Source organism: Marinobacter azerbaijanicus, assembly GCF_030250645.1.
Lineage (GTDB): Bacteria > Pseudomonadota > Gammaproteobacteria > Pseudomonadales > Oleiphilaceae > Marinobacter > Marinobacter azerbaijanicus.
Genome location: NZ_JASSVS010000006.1, coordinates 252,440 through 270,925, shown reverse-complemented (window position 1 = coordinate 270,925; position 18,486 = coordinate 252,440). Strand labels below are relative to the sequence as shown.

General features: G+C 57.0%; 19 protein-coding genes and 1 pseudogene. 11 read left to right on the top strand and 9 right to left on the bottom strand.

Annotated features, from left to right (window positions below; genetic code table 11):
* Window positions 1-47 precede the first annotated feature (47 nt).
* On the top strand, window positions 48-1,265 hold the full coding sequence (locus QPM17_RS13840) for a DUF5610 domain-containing protein (protein ID WP_285391386.1): 1,218 nt from the start codon (window positions 48-50) through the stop codon (window positions 1,263-1,265).
* 4 nt (window positions 1,266-1,269) lie between these two features.
* Here the strand turns inward: QPM17_RS13840 and QPM17_RS13835 are convergent, their stop codons facing one another.
* Entirely contained in the window at window positions 1,270-2,184 is a 915-nt protein-coding gene (locus QPM17_RS13835; RefSeq protein WP_285391385.1) for a glutathione S-transferase family protein, read from the bottom strand.
* Between the two features lie 449 nt (window positions 2,185-2,633).
* On the opposite strand from QPM17_RS13835, the gene QPM17_RS13830 reads away from it, so the two are divergent.
* The gene (locus QPM17_RS13830) at window positions 2,634-4,316 is read left to right on the top strand and encodes an AMP-binding protein (RefSeq protein ID WP_285391384.1); all 1,683 of its coding nucleotides are present in this window, start codon (window positions 2,634-2,636) and stop codon (window positions 4,314-4,316) included.
* An 83-nt stretch (window positions 4,317-4,399) separates the two neighbouring features.
* On the opposite strand, the gene QPM17_RS13825 is transcribed toward QPM17_RS13830, so the two are convergent.
* Window positions 4,400-4,597 carry a hypothetical protein gene (locus tag QPM17_RS13825; RefSeq protein ID WP_285391383.1) on the bottom strand — a complete coding sequence of 66 codons (198 nt, stop codon included), beginning with the start codon at window positions 4,595-4,597 and terminating at the stop codon, window positions 4,400-4,402.
* Between the two features lie 128 nt (window positions 4,598-4,725).
* Here QPM17_RS13825 and QPM17_RS13820 point away from each other — a divergent pair, with 128 nt between their 5' ends.
* Window positions 4,726-5,619: a LysR family transcriptional regulator gene (locus tag QPM17_RS13820; protein ID WP_285391382.1), complete on the top strand. Its 894-nt coding sequence runs from the start codon at window positions 4,726-4,728 to the stop codon at window positions 5,617-5,619.
* Between the two features lie 19 nt (window positions 5,620-5,638).
* Here QPM17_RS13820 and QPM17_RS13815 read toward each other — a convergent pair whose 3' ends face one another.
* Window positions 5,639-6,328 carry a transglycosylase SLT domain-containing protein gene (locus QPM17_RS13815; protein WP_285391381.1) on the bottom strand — a complete coding sequence of 230 codons (690 nt, stop codon included), beginning with the start codon at window positions 6,326-6,328 and terminating at the stop codon, window positions 5,639-5,641.
* 123 nt (window positions 6,329-6,451) lie between these two features.
* Here QPM17_RS13815 and QPM17_RS13810 point away from each other — a divergent pair, with 123 nt between their 5' ends.
* Together QPM17_RS13810 and QPM17_RS13805 are read left to right on the top strand one after the other, a co-directional pair.
* A complete protein-coding gene (locus QPM17_RS13810; protein WP_285391380.1) occupies window positions 6,452-7,270 on the top strand; it encodes a DUF2059 domain-containing protein in 819 nt (272 codons plus the stop codon).
* A gap of 75 nt (window positions 7,271-7,345) precedes the next feature.
* Window positions 7,346-8,524: a M24 family metallopeptidase gene (locus tag QPM17_RS13805; protein ID WP_285391379.1), complete on the top strand. Its 1,179-nt coding sequence runs from the start codon at window positions 7,346-7,348 to the stop codon at window positions 8,522-8,524.
* A 9-nt stretch (window positions 8,525-8,533) separates the two neighbouring features.
* Here the strand turns inward: QPM17_RS13805 and QPM17_RS13800 are convergent, their stop codons facing one another.
* The 3 genes from QPM17_RS13800 to QPM17_RS13790 form a co-directional block, all read right to left on the bottom strand.
* A complete protein-coding gene (locus tag QPM17_RS13800; protein ID WP_285391378.1) occupies window positions 8,534-9,313 on the bottom strand; it encodes a substrate-binding periplasmic protein in 780 nt (259 codons plus the stop codon).
* 93 nt (window positions 9,314-9,406) lie between these two features.
* Window positions 9,407-10,324, bottom strand: a complete 918-nt coding sequence (locus QPM17_RS13795; protein WP_285391377.1) for a succinyl-CoA synthetase subunit beta — start codon at window positions 10,322-10,324, stop codon at window positions 9,407-9,409.
* An 11-nt stretch (window positions 10,325-10,335) separates the two neighbouring features.
* Complete coding sequence (locus tag QPM17_RS13790; protein ID WP_285391376.1) at window positions 10,336-10,614, bottom strand: peptidylprolyl isomerase; 279 nt, start codon at window positions 10,612-10,614, stop codon at window positions 10,336-10,338.
* A gap of 196 nt (window positions 10,615-10,810) precedes the next feature.
* Here QPM17_RS13790 and QPM17_RS13785 point away from each other — a divergent pair, with 196 nt between their 5' ends.
* Window positions 10,811-12,397 carry an ABC-F family ATPase gene (locus QPM17_RS13785; protein ID WP_285391375.1) on the top strand — a complete coding sequence of 529 codons (1,587 nt, stop codon included), beginning with the start codon at window positions 10,811-10,813 and terminating at the stop codon, window positions 12,395-12,397.
* A 128-nt stretch (window positions 12,398-12,525) separates the two neighbouring features.
* On the opposite strand, the gene QPM17_RS13780 is transcribed toward QPM17_RS13785, so the two are convergent.
* Window positions 12,526-13,428, bottom strand: a complete 903-nt coding sequence (locus QPM17_RS13780) for a haloalkane dehalogenase (protein ID WP_285391373.1) — start codon at window positions 13,426-13,428, stop codon at window positions 12,526-12,528.
* A gap of 105 nt (window positions 13,429-13,533) precedes the next feature.
* On the opposite strand from QPM17_RS13780, the gene QPM17_RS13775 reads away from it, so the two are divergent.
* The 3 genes and pseudogenes from QPM17_RS13775 (at window position 13,534) to QPM17_RS13765 (ending at window position 15,528) form a co-directional block, all read left to right on the top strand.
* A complete protein-coding gene (locus QPM17_RS13775; protein WP_285391372.1) occupies window positions 13,534-14,085 on the top strand; it encodes a DUF1415 domain-containing protein in 552 nt (183 codons plus the stop codon).
* 207 nt (window positions 14,086-14,292) lie between these two features.
* Window positions 14,293-14,547: a DUF1127 domain-containing protein gene (locus tag QPM17_RS13770; RefSeq protein WP_422732767.1), complete on the top strand. Its 255-nt coding sequence runs from the start codon at window positions 14,293-14,295 to the stop codon at window positions 14,545-14,547.
* A 134-nt stretch (window positions 14,548-14,681) separates the two neighbouring features.
* Window positions 14,682-15,528: pseudogene (locus tag QPM17_RS13765) on the top strand (NAD-dependent protein deacetylase).
* Window positions 15,529-15,535: 7 nt separating this feature from the next.
* On the opposite strand, the gene QPM17_RS13760 reads toward QPM17_RS13765, so the two are convergent.
* Window positions 15,536-16,363: a metal-dependent hydrolase gene (locus QPM17_RS13760; RefSeq protein WP_285391371.1), complete on the bottom strand. Its 828-nt coding sequence runs from the start codon at window positions 16,361-16,363 to the stop codon at window positions 15,536-15,538.
* Window positions 16,364-16,534: 171 nt separating this feature from the next.
* Between QPM17_RS13760 and QPM17_RS13755 the strand changes: the two genes are divergently transcribed.
* Window positions 16,535-17,284 (top strand): AzlC family ABC transporter permease, encoded by a 750-nt coding sequence (locus QPM17_RS13755; protein WP_285391370.1) that lies wholly within the window; start codon window positions 16,535-16,537, stop codon window positions 17,282-17,284.
* Window positions 17,281-17,604, top strand: a complete 324-nt coding sequence (locus tag QPM17_RS13750; RefSeq protein WP_285391369.1) for an AzlD family protein — start codon at window positions 17,281-17,283, stop codon at window positions 17,602-17,604. Before QPM17_RS13755 ends, QPM17_RS13750 begins: the two co-directional genes overlap by 4 nt.
* On the opposite strand, the gene QPM17_RS13745 is transcribed toward QPM17_RS13750, so the two are convergent.
* Entirely contained in the window at window positions 17,599-18,405 is an 807-nt protein-coding gene (locus tag QPM17_RS13745; protein WP_285391368.1) for a DUF3750 domain-containing protein, read from the bottom strand. The two genes, QPM17_RS13750 and QPM17_RS13745, sit on opposite strands and share 6 nt — an antisense overlap.
* Window positions 18,406-18,486: the final 81 nt, after the last annotated feature.

Below are 18,486 nucleotides of genomic sequence, written 5' to 3'. Positions count from 1 at the left end.
GTGGAAAGATTCCATGTCCTGTCCCACTGATTGTGAAGGTAGACGATATGGTTTCTCCAATTAATATCCTCGGATCCGCCATACCCGGTCGTTCCGGTGCGGAGCTGCAGGGGAACCGGTCAACAGGTGAAAAGCCTGTTCCTGTAACCGTCAAGGGGCAGGACAAGGCGCCCATCCGGACACCCGAAGATGCCATCAACGTGCTCCGTAAAAGGCTGGAACAGCAGCTGGAGCAGCGACTGGGGTCGGCTGGCCCTGACGCCGATGGCTCTTCGCGTAATCGCTTCGAGCCGCCAACCGCCGCAGATGTCGCCAGCCGTGTGTTGGGGTTTGTCCAGCAGCGTCTGCAAAAAGAAGCCGCAGCCGGGGCTGACCCCGAACGCCTGGCAGGCTTGCTTTCCGATGCCCGCCTTGGCGTCGAGCAGGGTTTCTCTGAAGCCCGGGAGCAGATCGAAGCCCTTGGCCTGATGAGCGGAAAGTTGAACAGTGATATTGATGACAGCTTCAGCCGTATTCAGAGCGGATTGGCGGAGCTGGAATCCCGGTATCTGAAGGATGAATCGCCGGCTTCCCTGTCAGCGGAACGCATAACGTCGGCCGTATCAGTCGAGAGCGCATCGCGAGACCGCTTTGAGTTCGAAGTCACCACCCTTGATGGTGACCGCGTGACCGTTCGTATGGAAGAGCAGCGATACTCCGGGTTGGCTGCAAGCTACACTGAGAGTGATGGCACACGGTCTGCAGAAGAAAGCTCCGCCAGCTTCTTTTCCGGGCGCTACTCGTTTTCTGTGGAAGGTGATATCGATGAGGGTGAGAGACAGGCGCTCACAGAGCTGTTCGCAAATGTGCAGGAGGTATCCCGGCAGTTTTTCGATGGTGATGTTCAGGGGGCGTTTCGTGCTGCGCAATCGCTGAGCCTGGGCGGTGACGAGCTCGCCAGCTTCAGCCTGAGCCTGTCGGCCACGCGAATGGTGTCAGCTGCGGCTTACGAATCCATCTCCCGTGAACCGTCCGCCAGCAGCCAGTTGCGGCCGCTGGGAGGCCTCGCCCGGGACATTCAGCAGGTTGCAGCGGAGTCAGCGGGCAAAGGCCTGGCTCTGGCAACGGTTGAGAGCCTGATGCAGAAATTGATGGATGACGTGCAGGCGCTCCAGGAAAAGCAGCGCGGCGGGAACAGTGCGCCGCCACGCTCGCTGATGGATGAGTTTCTGAACTCTGTCCTGGCAGCGTTCGAACGTACCGGCACTGAAAGAACGCCGGCCTGAGGGATCAGGCCGATTTAACTGCAAAACCCTGTCTAGGGAAGTGCACATTAACCTCGCCCACTCGGGCGTGAGAACGCTCGAGTATCAGGGCGTGCTCGTCTGCGAACACCAGCTTCCCGGTTACAGGCTCCCGCCCGTAGTCATCCGGAGCAACCTCGACTCTTTTTCCGGTCAGAGTGTCATCACTCGAAGACTCAATGGTCCTCGGGCTTGCGTTGCGGGCAATATCCAGAGCCTGGTCGGCGGTAATCTCCCGGAAATCGCCGTGGCCGAAGGCTTTCATCCGGCCCATCCAGGCTTGTACTTTCGGGTAGTCCCTGAGCCAGGGTTTGCCAGCCAGATCGGTTACGAACCAGAGGCCATGGTATGCGGAGAAATCGGCAATGCAGGGGATGCTGCCGAACAGAAACTCTGCGTCCAGCATGGACTCCATGGTGGCAATATGCCGGATGACCTTTTCCTTGGCCTGGGGGCCACGTAGTGCTTTTACCCTGGATTTTCTGCCCATGGTAATGCGGTCTTTCAGAAAGCGGAAGGTATGGAGCAGTGAGGTTTCCTTGACCAGTTTCTTCAGCATGCGGCCGTCGCTGGCGGCGATCACGCAGGCGAGGAACACCTCCAGATCCGTGGTGCGCACAAAATCGATCACTTCCTGTGGCTGGCCTGCCAGGCTCAGTTCATCCTTGCCACTCAGGCGTGCGATTTCATCCGCAATGGCACGGCTGTCGCAAAAGATATCAGCCCCATTCTGGGCCACCGGCACCTTGCGGTAGCCGCCCGCGAGAATGGAAAGTTCAGGCCTTGGCGGCATCTCCTTGACGGTAACGGACTGCCAGGAAAGGTCGGCATAGCCGAGCATCGCCCGGACCTTTTCAGAAAAGGGCGACATGGCATAGTGGTACAGAATGAGGTCTTGCATGGGGGCGAACCCTTCCTTTTGACGGTGTTATCTGACAAGTCAAAGGAGGGTACGCTGCAATGCACCCGGGCGGAAGCCCCGGAGGTTGTCCGGTCGGGCCACTCAGGCGGTCAGGAGCCCTGCTGAGGCGCAATAGAGGAAAGCGACAGCGCCTGCACAGATGAGTGCCCAGGCGGGAAAAATCAATGATGAGCGGGTCGTTGTTCTCACAGGTACCTCCAGAGTAACCTTTTTGTTTTTGTTTTCTACGTCGACAAAGACACTCTAGACCATAATTGACATATGTCACCAGGTGAAATGTGTTGCAGGTCGCATTTGTTCAGTCTGACGCTGAGGTAATCCTGGAGTGGGGAGAGCGGGGAGAGCTTGAGGAAACCACAAATACAGGTACTATGCTTTAGTCTTATAAAAACAAAGCGAGTCCAGACTATAACAATAAGGAGCCGTCGATGGCTGTAGACAGTGCAAAGCAAACCTCTCTTCATTGCCTTTACTTCTGGGCAGAGCACACGCCCGACAAGGTTTATCTGACCCAGCCTTTCCCGGATGGAACCACCGAAGACATTACCTGGAAGCAGGCGGCAGACCAGGTATCCCGGATGGCAGCACACCTTGGTACCCTGGATATTCCCGAGCGCAGCAATATCGCAATTCTGGGAAAGAACAGCGCACACTGGATTCTTTGCGATCTGGCCACCTGGGCGGCAGGACACGTTTCAGTTCCGCTTTATCCTACGTTGAACGGCGACACGGCGGCCTATGTTCTTGAGCACAGTGAGGCGAAGCTGCTTTTCCTGGGCAAGCTTGATGGAACTGCTGACGGCTGGAATGACATCAAGGGCCACATCCCCGACGACCTGCCAATAATCTCTCTGCCGATGTCGCCCCGTGACGATACTCCCGCATGGATGGACATCATTGCCAGTCAGGAGCCGGCCGAGCCAAAACTGCCGCACCCGGATGATCTGGCGACGATCGTCTACACCTCGGGCAGTACTGGACGCCCGAAAGGCGTGATGCACAGTTTCCGCACCATGATTTCCGTAGCAGACGGCCTGCAGCAGATTTTCCCTGTCAATCAGGATGAGCGCATGCTTTCCTACTTGCCCCTTGCCCACGTGGCGGAGCGGGCGGCGGTAGAGACCCAGTCGCTGTATTACGGCTTTCATCTCTATTTCGCCAACTCTCTGGACACTTTCCAGGAAGATCTGCAGCGGGCCCGTCCGACTCTGTTCTTCTCGGTGCCGCGGCTGTGGATGAAGTTCTATCTGGGTATCAATAACAAATTGCCACCGAAAAAGCAGAAAGTGCTTTTCAATATCCCACTGCTTAATCGATTGGTAAAAAAGAAGGTGCTCAAGCAGCTGGGGCTGGACCACTGTCGTGCGGCCCTGACAGGCGCTGCGCCCCTGTCTGGCGAAATCATTGCCTGGTATCGCAATCTGGGTCTTGAGCTGCTGGAGGTGTACGGCATGTCCGAGAACTTCGGATATTCCCACGCCAATCGTCCCGGCGCGGCGAAGCCCGGCACCGTTGGTGTCACCAATCCCGGTGTGGAGCACCGTCTGGCCGAGGGTGAGGAAGTTCAGGTGAAAAGCCCTGGCCAGATGCTGGGTTATTACAAGAACGAGGAAAAAACCCGCGAAGACGTTACCGACGATGGGTTTCTCAAAACCGGTGACATGGGGGAGATCGACAGCGAGGGTTTCCTGCGGATAACTGGCCGTGTAAAGGATCTGTTCAAAACCTCCAAGGGCAAATACGTGGTACCGGTGCCGATTGAGAACCGGTTCAACCATCCGAAAGCGGAAGTTGTCTGTGTGGCCGGTGCCAATCAGCCTCAGCCATGCCTGATGGTGCTGTTATCGGAAGAGGCCCGGGAAGAGCTGGAAGCTGGCGCCAGTCGCGACGAGCTGGAACAGGAACTGGCGGTGGAACTGGATGCCGTCAACAGAGAAAGCGAGGCCCACGAAAAGCTGGCTTTCGTTGTGGTGGTGAAAGAACCATGGACCATGGAAAACGGAATGCTGACGCCCACCATGAAGATCAAGCGCAACGTGATCGAGGACTACTACAACCGCAAGATGGACGAGTGGTTCGGCAAGAAGCAGAAAGTTATCTGGGAGTTCTGAGCCAGTAAACGAAAACACCGGTGGGCCTGATCATTCAGGGCCACCGGTGCTGATGAAATCTGTCTTCCCTTACAGAGGCGGGCTTAGTGCTCGCCCTGCATCATCTGGGGCATCTCCGTTGACGCGGTAGCTGCCTTCTTTCTCCAGGAACTCATTTTGTGGCTGATCACCTGCGCTGCCTGCCTTGCGGCTGCACGGGTGTATTGGCGCCTGACCTCAGTACTGTTGTGGAGGATACTGGACGGCAGCGGGTGTACGGTTGCGATATGGTCTTGAGTCATAGCGCCTTCCTCCTTATCTGGTGAGTTGAAAAATATTGGTTAGCTGACTATGTATAAAAGTATACGGCTTCTATTTTGCAGCTTAAATACGTTAAACTCCGTACTCACGTTGCAAATATGCAGTAGCTATGGACTGGGATTATCTTCGATATATACACGCGCTGGCAATAGGTGGAACCCTCGCTAAAGCCGGTGAAATACTGGGCGTGCATCAGACAACGGTGCTTCGTCGCCTGGACCAGATGGAAGAGCAGATGGGTGTTCAGTTTTTCGAACGCAACCGGGACGGTCTGCAACTCACAACGGTGGGTGAAACGGCCTTCCGTGAAGCCGAACGGCTCGCTGCGGACATGGAGAACCTTGAGAGGCAGTTGATAGGGCAGGATTCCGCGCCAGTGGGTAAGGTTCGGCTTGCCGCCACGGACACCATGATCAATGCTCTGATCAGTCCGATGATTGCTGACCTGGTCCGGGAGTATCCGGACATTGAACTGGAAGTACTCACCGACAACGATGTGCTGAACCTCAGTCACCGCGACGCTGACCTGACGCTGCGGCCGGTGAACAAGCCCCAGGCCACCCTGGAAGGCGAACGCATCGGCACTATCGAATCCGCGGTTTATGGCTCGGCCAAGTACTGCAAGCGACATCCCGAACTGGATCTGGACAATTCTCCGGAGCAGGCACTGTGGATACTGCCGGATGAGAGCTTCAGCCATCTGGCAACCGGCCGCTGGTATCGAAAGCATCTCAAGCAGGCTTCCTCCATCATCCGCTGCAACAGTCTCCAGGCCATGCACGCCCTGGCTCGTGCTGGCGCCGGCCTGGCCGCATTGCCCTGTTATCTGGGCGACAGCACCAAAGAATTGAAGCGGTTGTCCGATCCCCTGGAGGGCGAGGGTGTGGACCTGTGGCTGATGGTTAACCACGAAACCCAGCAGATGGCAAGGGTGCGCATTGTCATGGAGTTCCTGACCGACAGACTGAACAAGCTGACTCCAAGGGTTGAAGGCGAAAGCTGACAGCGGGTTCGGAATTGCCTTACCAATCGCCGCAGAATGGCCAGAACTGGTAGAAACGCCAGCATTGGAACTCTTCCTCACAGGTCTGTAACTGACGATGATAGCGAAAGGCTCTGGTCTCGACCCGTTTGGCCAGTGACATCACCGCCGGCTTGGCGAGGTAGTTCTGTCTCTGGTAGCCACTTCTGCCCTCATGGTAGGCGAGATAGAGCTTTTCCGGGCTGCTGAGTGAAATGCCTACCTCCCGCCTGGTCAGGTGGTTGTACCAGCCTACGAAATCCAGCGCGTATTTCATGTTGGTTCTCACTACAGATAGCCCGTCCCCGTTTGCTTCCAGGTATTCACTCCATGCCGGATCCAGCGCCTGGGCGTAGCCATAGGCAGACGTTGGCCGGGTCCAGGGGATGAATCCGAGCAGCCGGGTACGGGGCGGCCGGGCATGGCTGCGGAATGACGACTCATAGTAAACAAAGGCCAGTTGTGTGGCGATGGGCGTACCCCAACGCTCTTTCGAGCGGCTGGCGTAGTCGTACCAGACCGGATGCTCCCGGAAAATCTCGCAGACGTTTTCCGGGTTTGCCGGCGGGTCCGGTTCCAGCAGGCTGAACCGCAGGCTCGCCACTATCGCTATGACCAGGCCGAGCGTCGGCAGGCCATACCATCGCAGACGCGATTGCCAGATTTTCAGTCGGTTACGACGTTTTTTCATGGGCGGGACAGCGCTCTTTTGCTCCACACTACAAAATGGTCATCAAACACCGGCCGAGTTTGCTTGCAGGCCTCGCCGGCTCCATGGCATAAGAAGCCTTCGTTAACACAGGATACTAGGTTCATGCGCGCACTATCCCAAGTTAAACCGGCTTTACTTTTTCTTTTGCTGGTATGTGGTTCCGCCACGGCCAGCCCGCTGGCCGATTCGGTGCTCCGGGCGTCGCCTGTCGACGAAGTGGTTGCCCAGTATCCGGCGATGATGAGCCAGGGCATTCGTGAGGGCCTGAGGCAGAGCGGCCGGGTTGAGCCCTTTGTCGCCAACACCATCAGCAATGTCGTGGGCAATGCATTCAGCGCTGCCGAGATCCGGGCACGGGTTGTTGAAGACCTGGAACAGGGCCTGAGCGACCAGCAACTGAACAGGGTGCTAGCCTGGTATGAGACACCCCTGGCAGAGAAGATCTCGCAGGCTGAAGTGGCTGCCTCCAGCCCGGCTGCCTGGAAGAAAGTGGAAGCCGGAGCGTCAACACTGCAGGAGAAATACAAGGGCAGTGAGCGCGCCAAGCTGTTTGACCGTTTTGACCGGGCAGCCCGCGCCACCGAGAGCGCCGTAGATACCACGGTAGCCGTTCAGCTTGGGCTCGCCTCCGCGATGGCAGCTTTCAACGGCAGCAAGGGGCCGACCTTTGAGCAGCTGCAACAGAAAATCGAAAGCCAGCGCGGTCTGTTGCGAGGGATGGTCGCCCAGCAGGTCTACGACGGCTACCTTTATACCTATCAGCAGTTCAGCCCATCCGAGTTGAAAGAGTACATTGAGTTCCTTGAGAGCGATGCCGGCTCGGCTTTCACACGGGTGGTTACCAACAGCATTCAGCGCTCCATTACCGAACCCGTGGAATCGGTCGGTGGCCAGTTGGTCCGGTTTTTCAATCCGGGCTGAAATCATCCGGGGTTTGAAAAGCACCCGGTTTGGGTCCAGTCTCTAACAGGAACCTTCCGCGCTGGAGACTGCCCCATGGACTTTAATGCCTACCAGAAAACCCTGGCCAATGAACTCAGGGGGCGGGAATGCCCTTTTCCCGAGGCCGAATATGAACAACGGCTTGAGCGACTCAGAGCCAGTATGGCAGCTGAGGATATCGGGGCACTGCTGCTTACGGATCCTTCCGATCTTTTCTACCTGACCGGTTACAGCACCTTTGAGGTATCCGTTCACGTAGCGCTGGTGGTCACAGGCGATACACTGACGTTGCAGGTGCCTTCCATCGAAACCGGTCCCGCCATGATTACCACGCGGGTTGATAACGTTATTGGCTACCGCTGGGAGGGTATTGGTGATGTGCTGGATCCGTTGGCCCGGGCTCTGAGCGGTCATGGAACAACGGTTGGTATTGATTACTGGCATGGATCACTCCGTCAGGGTGTTGTAGAGGGGTTGAGGCAGCGGCTGCCAGACACGCGGTTTGTGGATGTCTCGGGCATGCTCAAGGGTATCCGCATTGTGAAATCACCAGCGGAAATTGACTGCCTGAGACAGAGCGCCCGCATTACCGGGCAGGGTATCGATGCAGCGGTAGCGGCCATATGCCCTGGCATGACCGACAACGACATCGCAGCCGTGGGTGCCCGGGCCCTGCTCGAGGGTGGCAGTGAGTTCATGAGCATGCAGCCCATCGTGACAGTAGGGCAGAGAAGCAGCGTGATTCACACCAACCATAAGCGCTGCAGGGTTGAAGACGGCGATGTGGTATTCCTCGAGTTCGGTGCTGTCTGGCAGCGTTATACGGCCCCGATGATGCGTACCGTCGTGGCGGGTCGGCCTTCCGCAAGAATGCGCACTGTTTTCGATGGGTGTCGACGTGTTGTGGATGCGCTACAGGCGGCCATGGTGCCGGGCAGAACCTTTGATTCTGCCGCCAGGGCAGCTGAGCAGGCCATGGCTCCGTTGGCCGGCGAGGTTTTCTTCTCCGGCGTGTTTGGCTATACCGTGGGAGCCCAATTTCCCCCTTCCTGGGTGGAAGGTTCAGGGTTTATTGCCCGCGGCGAGACTGCGGTTTTCCAGCCCGGCATGGTGTTCCACCTGCCACTGTGTCTGCGGATACCGGGTCAATGGGGCATTGGCTGCAGCGATACTGTTGTGGTGAAAGAGCATGGCAGCGAGCCGCTGACGGCCAATCCCTGGAAACTGGATTGAGACGCTCGGTTACCCACCCGTTCTATTCAGGGAAGCCTGGGGCCGGCTGTCAAAATACGCGTCATAACGGCCGTCATCCCTGAACGCTTTCAGGCCTCTGTTAAAGATCTTCCGAAGCCTGTCTGTTTCCGGTTGGTTTACCGGGAATAGAAGGAAGCTCTCATTTTCGGAAATGGGCTCCGGATGGTGGGTAATATTTCGGGCTTCATCCTGGTTCATTTCCCGTCGGAGAATGTAGTAGCCAACGTTTATTTCCTCGGGAAAGGCATCTATGTGACCAAACAGCAGTCTGCGGAAATTCAGCTCCGTAGAAGCTACCCATTCCACGTCCAGGACCTCGTTCTCAACAGCAATGTCAAATGTCGGTCCATAGCTATAGCCAATGCTGCCTCCGAGCTGGAGGCCTGAGAGGTCCGACATGCGCTCCCACTTGACCGGGGTCTCCTTCCGGAAGAAAAGCACGAAACGTTCTTTCATCACCGGATCGCTGAAGATGAAGTCCTGTTCCCGATCAGCGGCATACATCCAGATTGCGGTAGCATCGTGCTTGCCATTCGCCGCCTCCCGGTAGGCCCGTTTCCACGGAAGGAAGTGGAACTCCACGTCGTAGTCTGCTTCTGCAAAGATATCGGTGACCAGTCGGGCAACACTACCCTGCCCAGGCTCATCTTCCACAAAAAAGGGAGGCCAATCGCCAACGCTGATAGTAAGCGTCCTGTCATCCGCTGCTAACGCCGCACTTGAAAAAACAATAACAAGCGCGACCATTTGCGCCTTAATAAGCGTCATGTAATCGCCCGCAGACCAGGATAATATTCGACAGACAGAAAGATTTTTTATGTATTCCACATTCATCAATACTGGTCCATGGGCATGAATTTATCATTCCAACCTGATGACACGCAGATAAACGGTTCTGGGTTCCGTCAGGCCTGCCGTGAACAGCATTAATCGTCTTATTTCCTGCATGTTCATGGTTCTGTCCGCCGGTGCCTTCCTGATACGCTCAAGGTCCAGGTGGAAGTTGTTCAGGCCGGGGGCCAGCGTGAGTCGGGTGTTGAATCGGTCGGTGTAGGCGTTGTCACCCTGATCGTGTTCCAGGTCGTTGATTCTCAGGGTTAAAGATAGAGGCCGGTCGTCGGGATTGTACAGCGAAATTACCAGCTGGTCGTACCCTTGCCAGTCACCGGGAAAGTTGTGCAGGGACGCGCCAGAATAACGGGCCGTTGTCAGGGATAGTCTGAGACCGCTTTGCTCGCTGGCTGCTGCATCAGCGGGAGTGACCACCCCATTCCAGAAGGGTGAAGGATCTGGCTGACTGAAATCGTAGAGTTCCGGCAGCAATTGGCTAACCCTGTACTGTCGAATGGCCACTGCTGTGGTCGCGTTGATCTCGGTAATCAGCAGGACCGCAACAAGAATTCTGAGAGACCAGAGGGCCACTGGTGAATGGCCAGCCTGGGGCCGGGCAGCAAGTACCGCCCACACTCCCAGCAGGTTGCGGAGGATGTCCTGCCAGTCCACCTGGCGGTTGAATCCGTACTGGAGAACCTCAATGCTCACGCCAAGCATGAGCACCGCCACGGTGGAGACACCCCAGAGCGTCCAGCCAGCCCAGATCCGCCAGGGCTGCACGGCAAGGGTCAGCAGGGTAAAGAACAGGATATGCCCGAGGTTCCAGGCAGATTTGTAGAGCGGCCCATCGGCCCATCCGGGGCCGCCAACAAAGAAAAAGGGTGTTATCAGAACAACGCCCGTAAAGGCCAGATATTGCCATATCCGGGCGTTGCGAGCTGGCACGTATATGCCCATCAGCTCCGGCTGGTGACTTCCAGCAGGTGATATCCGAACTGGGTCTTCACCGGGCCGAGAACCTTGTTCACTTCACCGTTGAACACCACCTTGTCGAATTCCGGAACCATCTGGCCCGGGCCGAAGGAGCCAAGGTCGCCGCCGTTGCGGCCGGAAGGGCAGGAGGAGTGCTGCTTTGCCACTTCGGCAAAATCCTGGCCGTCTTCAATGGCTTTTTTCAGTTCTTCGCATTTTGCTTCGCTGTCTACCAGTATGTGGCGCGCAGTTGCCTGTGTCATTGTGTCGGATTCCTTTTATGGGGTGATAAAGAGTGTGTTGGTGTTGCCGAGGTTGAAATGCTGCCCGCCCCGGGCTGCTGAGGCAAGCGCTTTTTATCCGTGTTTCTGCTGTCTGACGATTTTGCTGACAAACCTGTACAATGCCGGCTTTTCCCAACCGGCCCTTGCCCGGTGCTCACTATCGATAGGCTTCTTCTTGATTTCCACCGCAAACATTACCATGCAGTTCGGGGCCAAGCCCCTGTTTGAAAACGTCTCCGTCAAATTCGGCAACGGCAACCGCTTTGGCCTTATCGGCGCCAATGGCTCTGGCAAGTCCACGTTCATGAAAATTCTCGGGGGTGATCTGGAGCCCTCTGCCGGACAGGTCATGGTGGACCAGAACCAGCGCCTGGGCAAATTGCGCCAGGACCAGTTCGCCTACGAGGACTGTACGGTTATCGATACCGTGATCATGGGTCATGAGGAACTCTGGCGGGTGAAAGCCGAGCGGGACCGAATCTATTCGCAGGCAGAGATGAGCGAAGAGGACGGCATGGCGGTGGCCGACCTGGAAGTCCAGTTTGCCGAGATGGACGGTTACACTGCCGATGCCCGTGCCGGCGAGCTGCTGCTGGGGCTGGACATTCCCCTTGAGCAGCATAACGGGCCAATGAGTGCGATTGCACCAGGCTGGAAGTTGCGCGTATTGCTGGCCCAGGCGCTGTTTTCCGACCCCGACATCCTGCTGCTGGACGAGCCCACCAACCATCTGGATATCAATACCATCCGCTGGCTGGAAAGCGTTCTGGTGGCGCGGGACAGCACCATGATCATCATTTCCCACGACCGCCACTTCCTCAACAGTGTGTGCACCCACATGGCGGACCTGGACTATGGGGAACTGAGGCTGTTCCCGGGTAACTACGACGAGTACATGACCGCCGCCACCCAGGCCCGCGAGCGCATGCTGTCGGATAATGCCAAGAAGAAAGCCCAGATTGCCGAACTGCAGCAGTTTGTCAGCCGTTTCTCTGCCAATGCATCCAAGGCCAAGCAGGCAACGTCCCGTGCCCGCCAGATCGACAAGATCCAGCTTGAGGAAGTGAAACCTTCCAGCCGCGTGAGCCCGTTTATCCGCTTTGAACAGACCAAAAAGTTGCACCGCCAGGCCGTCACCCTGATGGATCTGACCAAAGGGTTTGATGGCGAGAAGTTGTTCAACAAGCTCAACCTGAAGATTGAGGCCGGGGAACGGGTGGCCATCATCGGCCCCAACGGCATCGGTAAAACCACACTGATGCAGTGTCTGGCAGGCACCGTGACCCCTGACAGCGGCGATGTTAAGTGGACGGACAGTGCCCAGGTTGGCTACTACGCCCAGGACCACACGTCCGATTTCGATGAGGACATGAACCTGACTGACTGGATGTCGCAATGGACCACCGGCGGGGAGCAACTGGTGCGTGGCACTCTGGGGCGCATGCTCTTTTCCGGGGATGATATCGGCAAGTCGGTCAAGGTGATTTCAGGCGGCGAGCAGGGCCGCATGCTGTTCGGAAAGCTGATCCTGGAAAAGCCCAACGTGATGCTGATGGACGAACCCACCAACCACCTGGACATGGAGTCCATCGAGGCCCTGAACCTGGCCCTGGAGAACTACCCGGGCACGCTGGTATTCGTCAGCCATGACCGGGAGTTCGTTTCATCGCTGGCAACGCGCATCATTGAGCTGAAGGCCGATGGCATCACCGATTTCAGCGGCAGCTACGATGACTATCTGCGCAGCCAGGGTTATTACTGAGTATCGGTGCGATCGCAAGGGGACAGGCCTTGCCAGAATACGCTGTGAATACGTCCCTGTACGCTCGGCTCCGCCATCCATGGCTACGCACGATTCTGGCAAGGCCTGTCCCCTTGCTCTTTCAGATCTCAGGAATTTTCGCCATCCATTCGCTTGAGCAGGTCGTTAACTGCATTTGCAAACTGCACCGGTGAGTCTTCCTGCAGGAAGTGGCCGCCGGTCAGGGTGACGTGGGGTTGGCCCTGGGCACCGGGAATCCGCTCCTGCATGTAGCGGTCACCACCCCGGGTAATGGGGTCGCCGTTGCTGAATGTGGTGAGGAACGGCTTGTCCCATTGTTCCAGCACTTTCCAGGCCTTGCGGTTGGGCTCGCTGGCTGGATCGTCCGGCTTTACGGGGACCAGTTTCGGGAAGGCGCGGGCACCGGCCTTGTATTTCTTGCCGGGGAAGGGCGCGTCGTAAGCACGGCGCTCATCCGGGCCGAGGGTGCGGAAGCTTCCGGTGTTGATTATGCGGGCGATGGGGAACCAGGGGCTGTACAGGGCGAAGTTCTTCCATAGCTGGAAGGCTTTGGGGACCGCTTGATCGCCGGTTGGCAGCATGCCGTTTCCAACGACGATGGCACGGAACCGGTCCGGGTTTTCTGCAGCTAGCCGCAGGCCCAGCAGCGAGCCCCAGTCCTGGCAGACCAGGGTGATGTCCTGCAGATCGGTCTGCTCCAGGAACGACTGCATCCATTCCATATGGTTCTGGTAACTGTAGGCGTTGATATCCGAGGGTTTGTCGGACTTGCCGAAGCCGATCAGATCCGGGGCGATGACGCGATGCCCTGCAGCAGCACAGATCGGGATCATGTGGCGGTAAAGATAGGACCAGGACGGCTCTCCGTGCATCATCAGTATGGGCTTTGCGTCTTCCGGTCCTTCGTCCACGTAATGCATGCGCAGACCATCAAGCTCAACGTAATGGGGATTGAAAGGGTAGTCCAACAGCCGCTCGAATCGTTCGTCAGGTGTTCGTAGTATGTCCATTATTATTCTCCGGAATCGGTAATGGAATTATTGTAAGCTTGCTTAACATATCATGACTCGCCGCAGGCGTGTCGGTCCCTTTTTTCAGAATGTGGAGGTGTCCACGTGGAGCACAATCCTGTTATTGAAGCCACCCGCCGATGGGTTTCGGATGTGGTGATTGGACTGAACCTGTGCCCTTTCGCCCGCAGGGAAATGGTGAAGGAGCAAATTCGTTTTACGGTTACCGATGCCACCTCGGAAGAAGCGCTGCTGCTAACGCTGCAGAACGAACTGCTGTATCTGAATGAGCACCCGGACGTTGAAACAACTCTGCTGGTGCATCCTTCCGTGTTGCAGGATTTCATGGCATACAACGAATTTCTTGCCGTTGCCGACGGGCTTCTGGCGCACCTGGAGTTGGAAGGAATCTATCAGATTGCCAGCTTCCACCCCGACTACCAGTTCGGTGGCACCGAACCGGAAGACGCCGAGAACTACACCAATCGATCACCTTACCCCATGTTGCACCTGCTGCGGGAAGCAAGCCTTGAGCGGGCCATTGACGGCTACCCGGGAGCGGAACTCATACCGGAGCAGAATATCGCATTGATGAATCGCCTGGGCGCGGATGAGATGGGTCGGAGGCTTTCCCGAATCCACTCCCCGAAGGTCTGAATCACCGCCACTCCCTTTACTCCCTTCACTCTCGCCATTCTCGTCACTTTCGCCACGCACCAGTACAGATTGAACAGAATTGACCATGACAGTGATGGGTTTATGGCATCTGTGCTGGTCAAAAACCCAACAAAGTGAATCTGCAACCATTGCACTGAGCGGTTTAGGATGAACTGGCTCATAAACAGAACATGAAGGAGAACGGCCATGACCACTGCAAACACCCAATCGCTGACCCACGCAGGGATTATTCGCAAGGCTAATGCCGTGGCGAAAGCGCAGAAAGCCGTCATGGCCGTGATTTCCGCAAAGTGGCTGATGCATATGGTTCGGACCCATCGCAGCCGCCGGCAACTGGCGCAGCTGAGCGATCATCTGCTGGCCGACATCGGGCTGACTGAAGCTCAGCGACAGGCTGAGATACTCAAGCCATTCTGGAAAACCCGGGGACAGGGGCGGTGACCAAGGGCCTGCCGGGTATGGTTGTTTTCCATCAATGCCATTGGCAACGCAGAGTTTGCTCCTTAAAGTAGAGGGATATTCAAACAGGTGTGATTTTGATGTCTGCAGCTCCACCGCCCACCAGGGCTATAACCATGCCGGTCAACGACCAGCCGCTGGTCCAGCATTGCCCCGAACAGGCGGGTGCGATGCTGGCGGAGTTCATTCACCGGCACCCGGGCCTGATGATACTGACCGGCGCTGGCGTCAGTACCGACTCGGGCATTCCCGACTACCGGGATGGCGATGGCGCCTGGAAACGGAAACAACCGGTACAGCACCAGGATTTCATGACCAGCCTGACTGTGCGAAGACGATACTGGGGCCGAAGCCTTATTGGCTGGCCAGTCATCCGCAATGCCAGGCCCAATAGCGCTCATCATCTTGTTGCTGAGCTGGAATTGCGCAACCACAGCCGGCTGTTGGTCACCCAGAACGTCGACCGTCTGCATCAGCAGGCTGGTAGCCGCTCTGTAACGGACCTCCATGGCAGGGCGGATGAGGTTGTTTGTATGAGCTGCGAATACCGGTGCAAACGGGACGAGGTGCATGAACGCTGTGCTGACATGAACCCGGGAATACACAGCAGGTGCTGCACCGGATGGCGATGCCGACCTTGAGGTGGATTTTTCGGATTTTCGCATTGCCGACTGCCCACGCTGTGAGGGTATTCTCAAGCCGGATGTTGTGTTCTTCGGCGATTATGTGCCCAGGGATCGGGTGTATTCAGCGCTGGACACGCTCAAAGCCAGCGACGGCCTGCTGGTGATCGGCTCATCGCTGATGGTTTATTCCGGTTTCCGCTTCTGTCGGTATGCCAGGGAATGGGGCAAGCCCATAGCGACATTGAATCTGGGTCGTACCCGGGCTGATTCGCTGGTGGACCTGAAGCTCAATGCGGGGATCAGCGAAACCCTGGCCGTCTCGCTGGGCCAGCTCTGAGGGGGTATTACATGATGCCGATTTCCTTGCGCCATTTGCGCAGCAGGAAGTTGGTGTCGTGGTCCCAGGGGTGAAAGCCCGGCCTGAAGTAATCAAGATACTCCGGAATGATGGCGGTAAACAGGCCCCGACGCCCCCACACCCGACCAAGGCCTCTGGTCCATGAGCGGACGTTGGCGAGCTGTTTATCCTCTCGCATCAGTTCCACGACAAAGCTGTGTATGGCGGTCAGGACCAGAACCGTAACCAGTACCATAACGCCGGCCCGGATGGCATGGTCCAGTGCGCCATCGCCGTAGATTTCACGGTAGGTGTCGAAAGCAACGGCCTTGTGCTCGTTTTCCTCAATGCAGTGCCAGGCCCAGAGATTGCGCATCGACGAATCAATCTGGTGTACCAGATCCTCACGCTTGAGCAATTGTGCGGACAGAATCCCGGTGAAATGTTCCAGTGCAACCGTAGCCGCCAGGTGGGTGCGTTTGCTGTTCAACAGGGGCAGGTTTTTCGCGGACAGGAAACCGCGGGTCCAGCCCTCCAGCTTCTTGATGTCGAAGCCCTGATGAATCGCCCCCTCGTTAAAGTGGCCATGCTCCTTGGCATGCATGGCCTCCTGCCCGATAAAGGCGCTGATGTCTTTCTGAAGCTGAGGGTCTTTCACCTGATCCCGCACGGCGCGGACACTGGCAACGAAAAAGCGCTCGCCATCCGGAAACAGTGCCGAGAGCGCATTGAAGAGATGAGTCATGAACGGATCAGTGTCGACCCAGTGCCGCGGCACTTCATCAAAACCGAAATCCTGTCGCCGGACAGGGAAGGAAGCGGTGACTGCTGACATGGCGGAACCTCGTTGATGGATTGTCCTACGAGGTTAAGGTACGACTTGCCCTGCATGGTTGGCCTGTCATTAGGGGACAAGTGCCGGTCATCGGTCGTTTTCAGGGCAATGCTGCGCACCCTTCGGCATCTACCTATACGCATCTGACGGCGGTTTCATTAGCTTGCTTAGATGAACGTCAGCACATATTCCTACCAGCTTCAGCCCAAAAAAGTCCGTTCCGAATTTTTCCGGCTACTTCCCATCTCGTTATTCGTGGTGGCATTCGGTGCTGCCTTTGGTTTGGCGGCCGTGCAGAAGGGGCTTGAGCCACTGCAGGCCATCCTGATGAGCACCACCGTGTTTGCCGGGGCCTCGCAGTTTGCCGCTGTGGATATGTGGGGCAGCGAGGTATCACTGATTCCATTGATTGCTGTGGTGTTTGCCATCAACTCCCGGCACCTGCTGATGGGCGCCTCGCTTTACCCCATGCTCAGGGACATGTCCCCCGGCCGACGGTACGGTGTTTTGCTGTTTCTGACCGACGCCAACTGGGCGGTGTCCGCCCAGGATTACCAGAATGGAAAACGTAACCTGGAGGTTATTCTCGGCGGCGGTCTCGCCATCTGGATAGCGTGGATCATCGGAACCTGGCTCGGCGTGTACTTCGGAGGCCTGCTGCAGGATCCCCAGTCTCTGGGCCTGGACATGGTTCTCGGCTGTTTTCTGCTGGCCATGGCTCTGGGCGGAAAAAAATCACCACGAACACTGGTGGCGTGGACCGTGGCCGCGATGTCATCCCTGGCCGCCTGGAAGTGGCTGCCGCCCAATACCCACGTTGTGGTCGGCGCTCTGGCTGGCGGGGCTATTGGCTTCTTCTGGCTGGAAAAGAAACCCGGTGCTGAAGATAAAGCAGGCGCAGAGGAGGGAGCCTCCACATGACCGTCGAAACCACTACCACCGGCATCCTCGCGCTGATTGCGGTGATGACCCTGGTCACCCTGGTGACCCGTTTTGGTGGCGTGTTCCTGATGTCCTTTGTGACGATCAACCCCCGTATCGAGAGCTTCATCAACACCATGGCCAGTTCAGTGTTGATCGCCATTATTGTTCCCATGGCATTCAGCGGTGATGCCGGCTCGTTGGCAGCGTTGGTTGTTACGGCGGTTATCATGCTGGCTATCAAAAAGCCGCTACCCGCCATCGCAGCAGGTATTGCAGCAGCGGGTTTGGTCCGTTATGCAGGAATCACGGCACTATAAGGCCGTCTCAGCATCACCCAGCTCAGATCTCGATGCGGCGGCATCAGGCATAGGATTGGTATTACGCAATGCCAACTCGCCAATGCCTGGCAGTTTGATGCCAAGCCCGAGCGGGTTTATACCGAGAGACAGCCCCAGGATGTTGAGCTCAAAGCCCTCCCGAACCCCGGCCAACACACCAAAGTAACCGCCAAGCGATAATTGATACCCGCTCCCGCCAGGCACTTCTGACAGCACGCCATTACCCAGATAATCCTTGCCGATGGCATGATTTGGCAGGGCAACATTCATCTCCGGAATCTGCCGGATTACCCAGGCCACAAACGTATTGCTGTTGGGTCCGGGCCATGCCTCATATTCCGTTGGGTAGGGATACTCCTCAATCACACCGGCAAGCTGCCTGATAATCCGCTCTGCCTGTTCCCCACGGATATCCGCAATCAATTGCGGTCGGGCGCCGTACCAGGCGCGGTCCGGGTTATCAGGCCTGGACTGGACCACATAGTGGCGCCACCCGGTTACCTCATGGACGTAATAGCGGCTGGCATTGGCCTCCTTGGTACTGATCCATGTGTGCAGTGAAAAATAGCCACGCCAGTTGTAGGCGCGGGCGCCATAGACCTGAACCACCGCGCCGGCCTCCTGTTCAGGCGTGGGAGCAATTCCGGCACTGGACCTGTCCGCGGTGCGCCAGCTCCCGGAATCCTGAAAGCCCGCGCAGGCAGCCAGTAGCAGTGGGCCGGCCAGTAACAGGGCCAACGTCAGGGTGAAGCCGAAAAAACAGCGTTTGATGGTTTTCATAGGATGCCGGTGTTGAAAAGTTATACCAGGTTTACGATGGCGGAAACCTGTGAGTTCATCCGGGGCCGAAAGTTCCCCCTG

Coding starts and splice junctions, on each gene's coding strand:
- QPM17_RS13840 (WP_285391386.1), top strand. CDS start 48: ATGGTTTCTCCAATTAATATCCTCGGATCCGCCATACCCGGTCGTTCC.
- QPM17_RS13835 (WP_285391385.1), bottom strand. CDS start 2,184: ATGCAAGACCTCATTCTGTACCACTATGCCATGTCGCCCTTTTCTGAA.
- QPM17_RS13830 (WP_285391384.1), top strand. CDS start 2,634: ATGGCTGTAGACAGTGCAAAGCAAACCTCTCTTCATTGCCTTTACTTC.
- QPM17_RS13825 (WP_285391383.1), bottom strand. CDS start 4,597: ATGACTCAAGACCATATCGCAACCGTACACCCGCTGCCGTCCAGTATC.
- QPM17_RS13820 (WP_285391382.1), top strand. CDS start 4,726: ATGGACTGGGATTATCTTCGATATATACACGCGCTGGCAATAGGTGGA.
- QPM17_RS13815 (WP_285391381.1), bottom strand. CDS start 6,328: ATGAAAAAACGTCGTAACCGACTGAAAATCTGGCAATCGCGTCTGCGA.
- QPM17_RS13810 (WP_285391380.1), top strand. CDS start 6,452: ATGCGCGCACTATCCCAAGTTAAACCGGCTTTACTTTTTCTTTTGCTG.
- QPM17_RS13805 (WP_285391379.1), top strand. CDS start 7,346: ATGGACTTTAATGCCTACCAGAAAACCCTGGCCAATGAACTCAGGGGG.
- QPM17_RS13800 (WP_285391378.1), bottom strand. CDS start 9,313: ATGACGCTTATTAAGGCGCAAATGGTCGCGCTTGTTATTGTTTTTTCA.
- QPM17_RS13790 (WP_285391376.1), bottom strand. CDS start 10,614: ATGACACAGGCAACTGCGCGCCACATACTGGTAGACAGCGAAGCAAAA.
- QPM17_RS13780 (WP_285391373.1), bottom strand. CDS start 13,428: ATGGACATACTACGAACACCTGACGAACGATTCGAGCGGCTGTTGGAC.
- QPM17_RS13770 (WP_422732767.1), top strand. CDS start 14,293: ATGACCACTGCAAACACCCAATCGCTGACCCACGCAGGGATTATTCGC.
- QPM17_RS13760 (WP_285391371.1), bottom strand. CDS start 16,363: ATGTCAGCAGTCACCGCTTCCTTCCCTGTCCGGCGACAGGATTTCGGT.
- QPM17_RS13755 (WP_285391370.1), top strand. CDS start 16,535: ATGAACGTCAGCACATATTCCTACCAGCTTCAGCCCAAAAAAGTCCGT.
- QPM17_RS13750 (WP_285391369.1), top strand. CDS start 17,281: ATGACCGTCGAAACCACTACCACCGGCATCCTCGCGCTGATTGCGGTG.
- QPM17_RS13745 (WP_285391368.1), bottom strand. CDS start 18,405: ATGAAAACCATCAAACGCTGTTTTTTCGGCTTCACCCTGACGTTGGCC.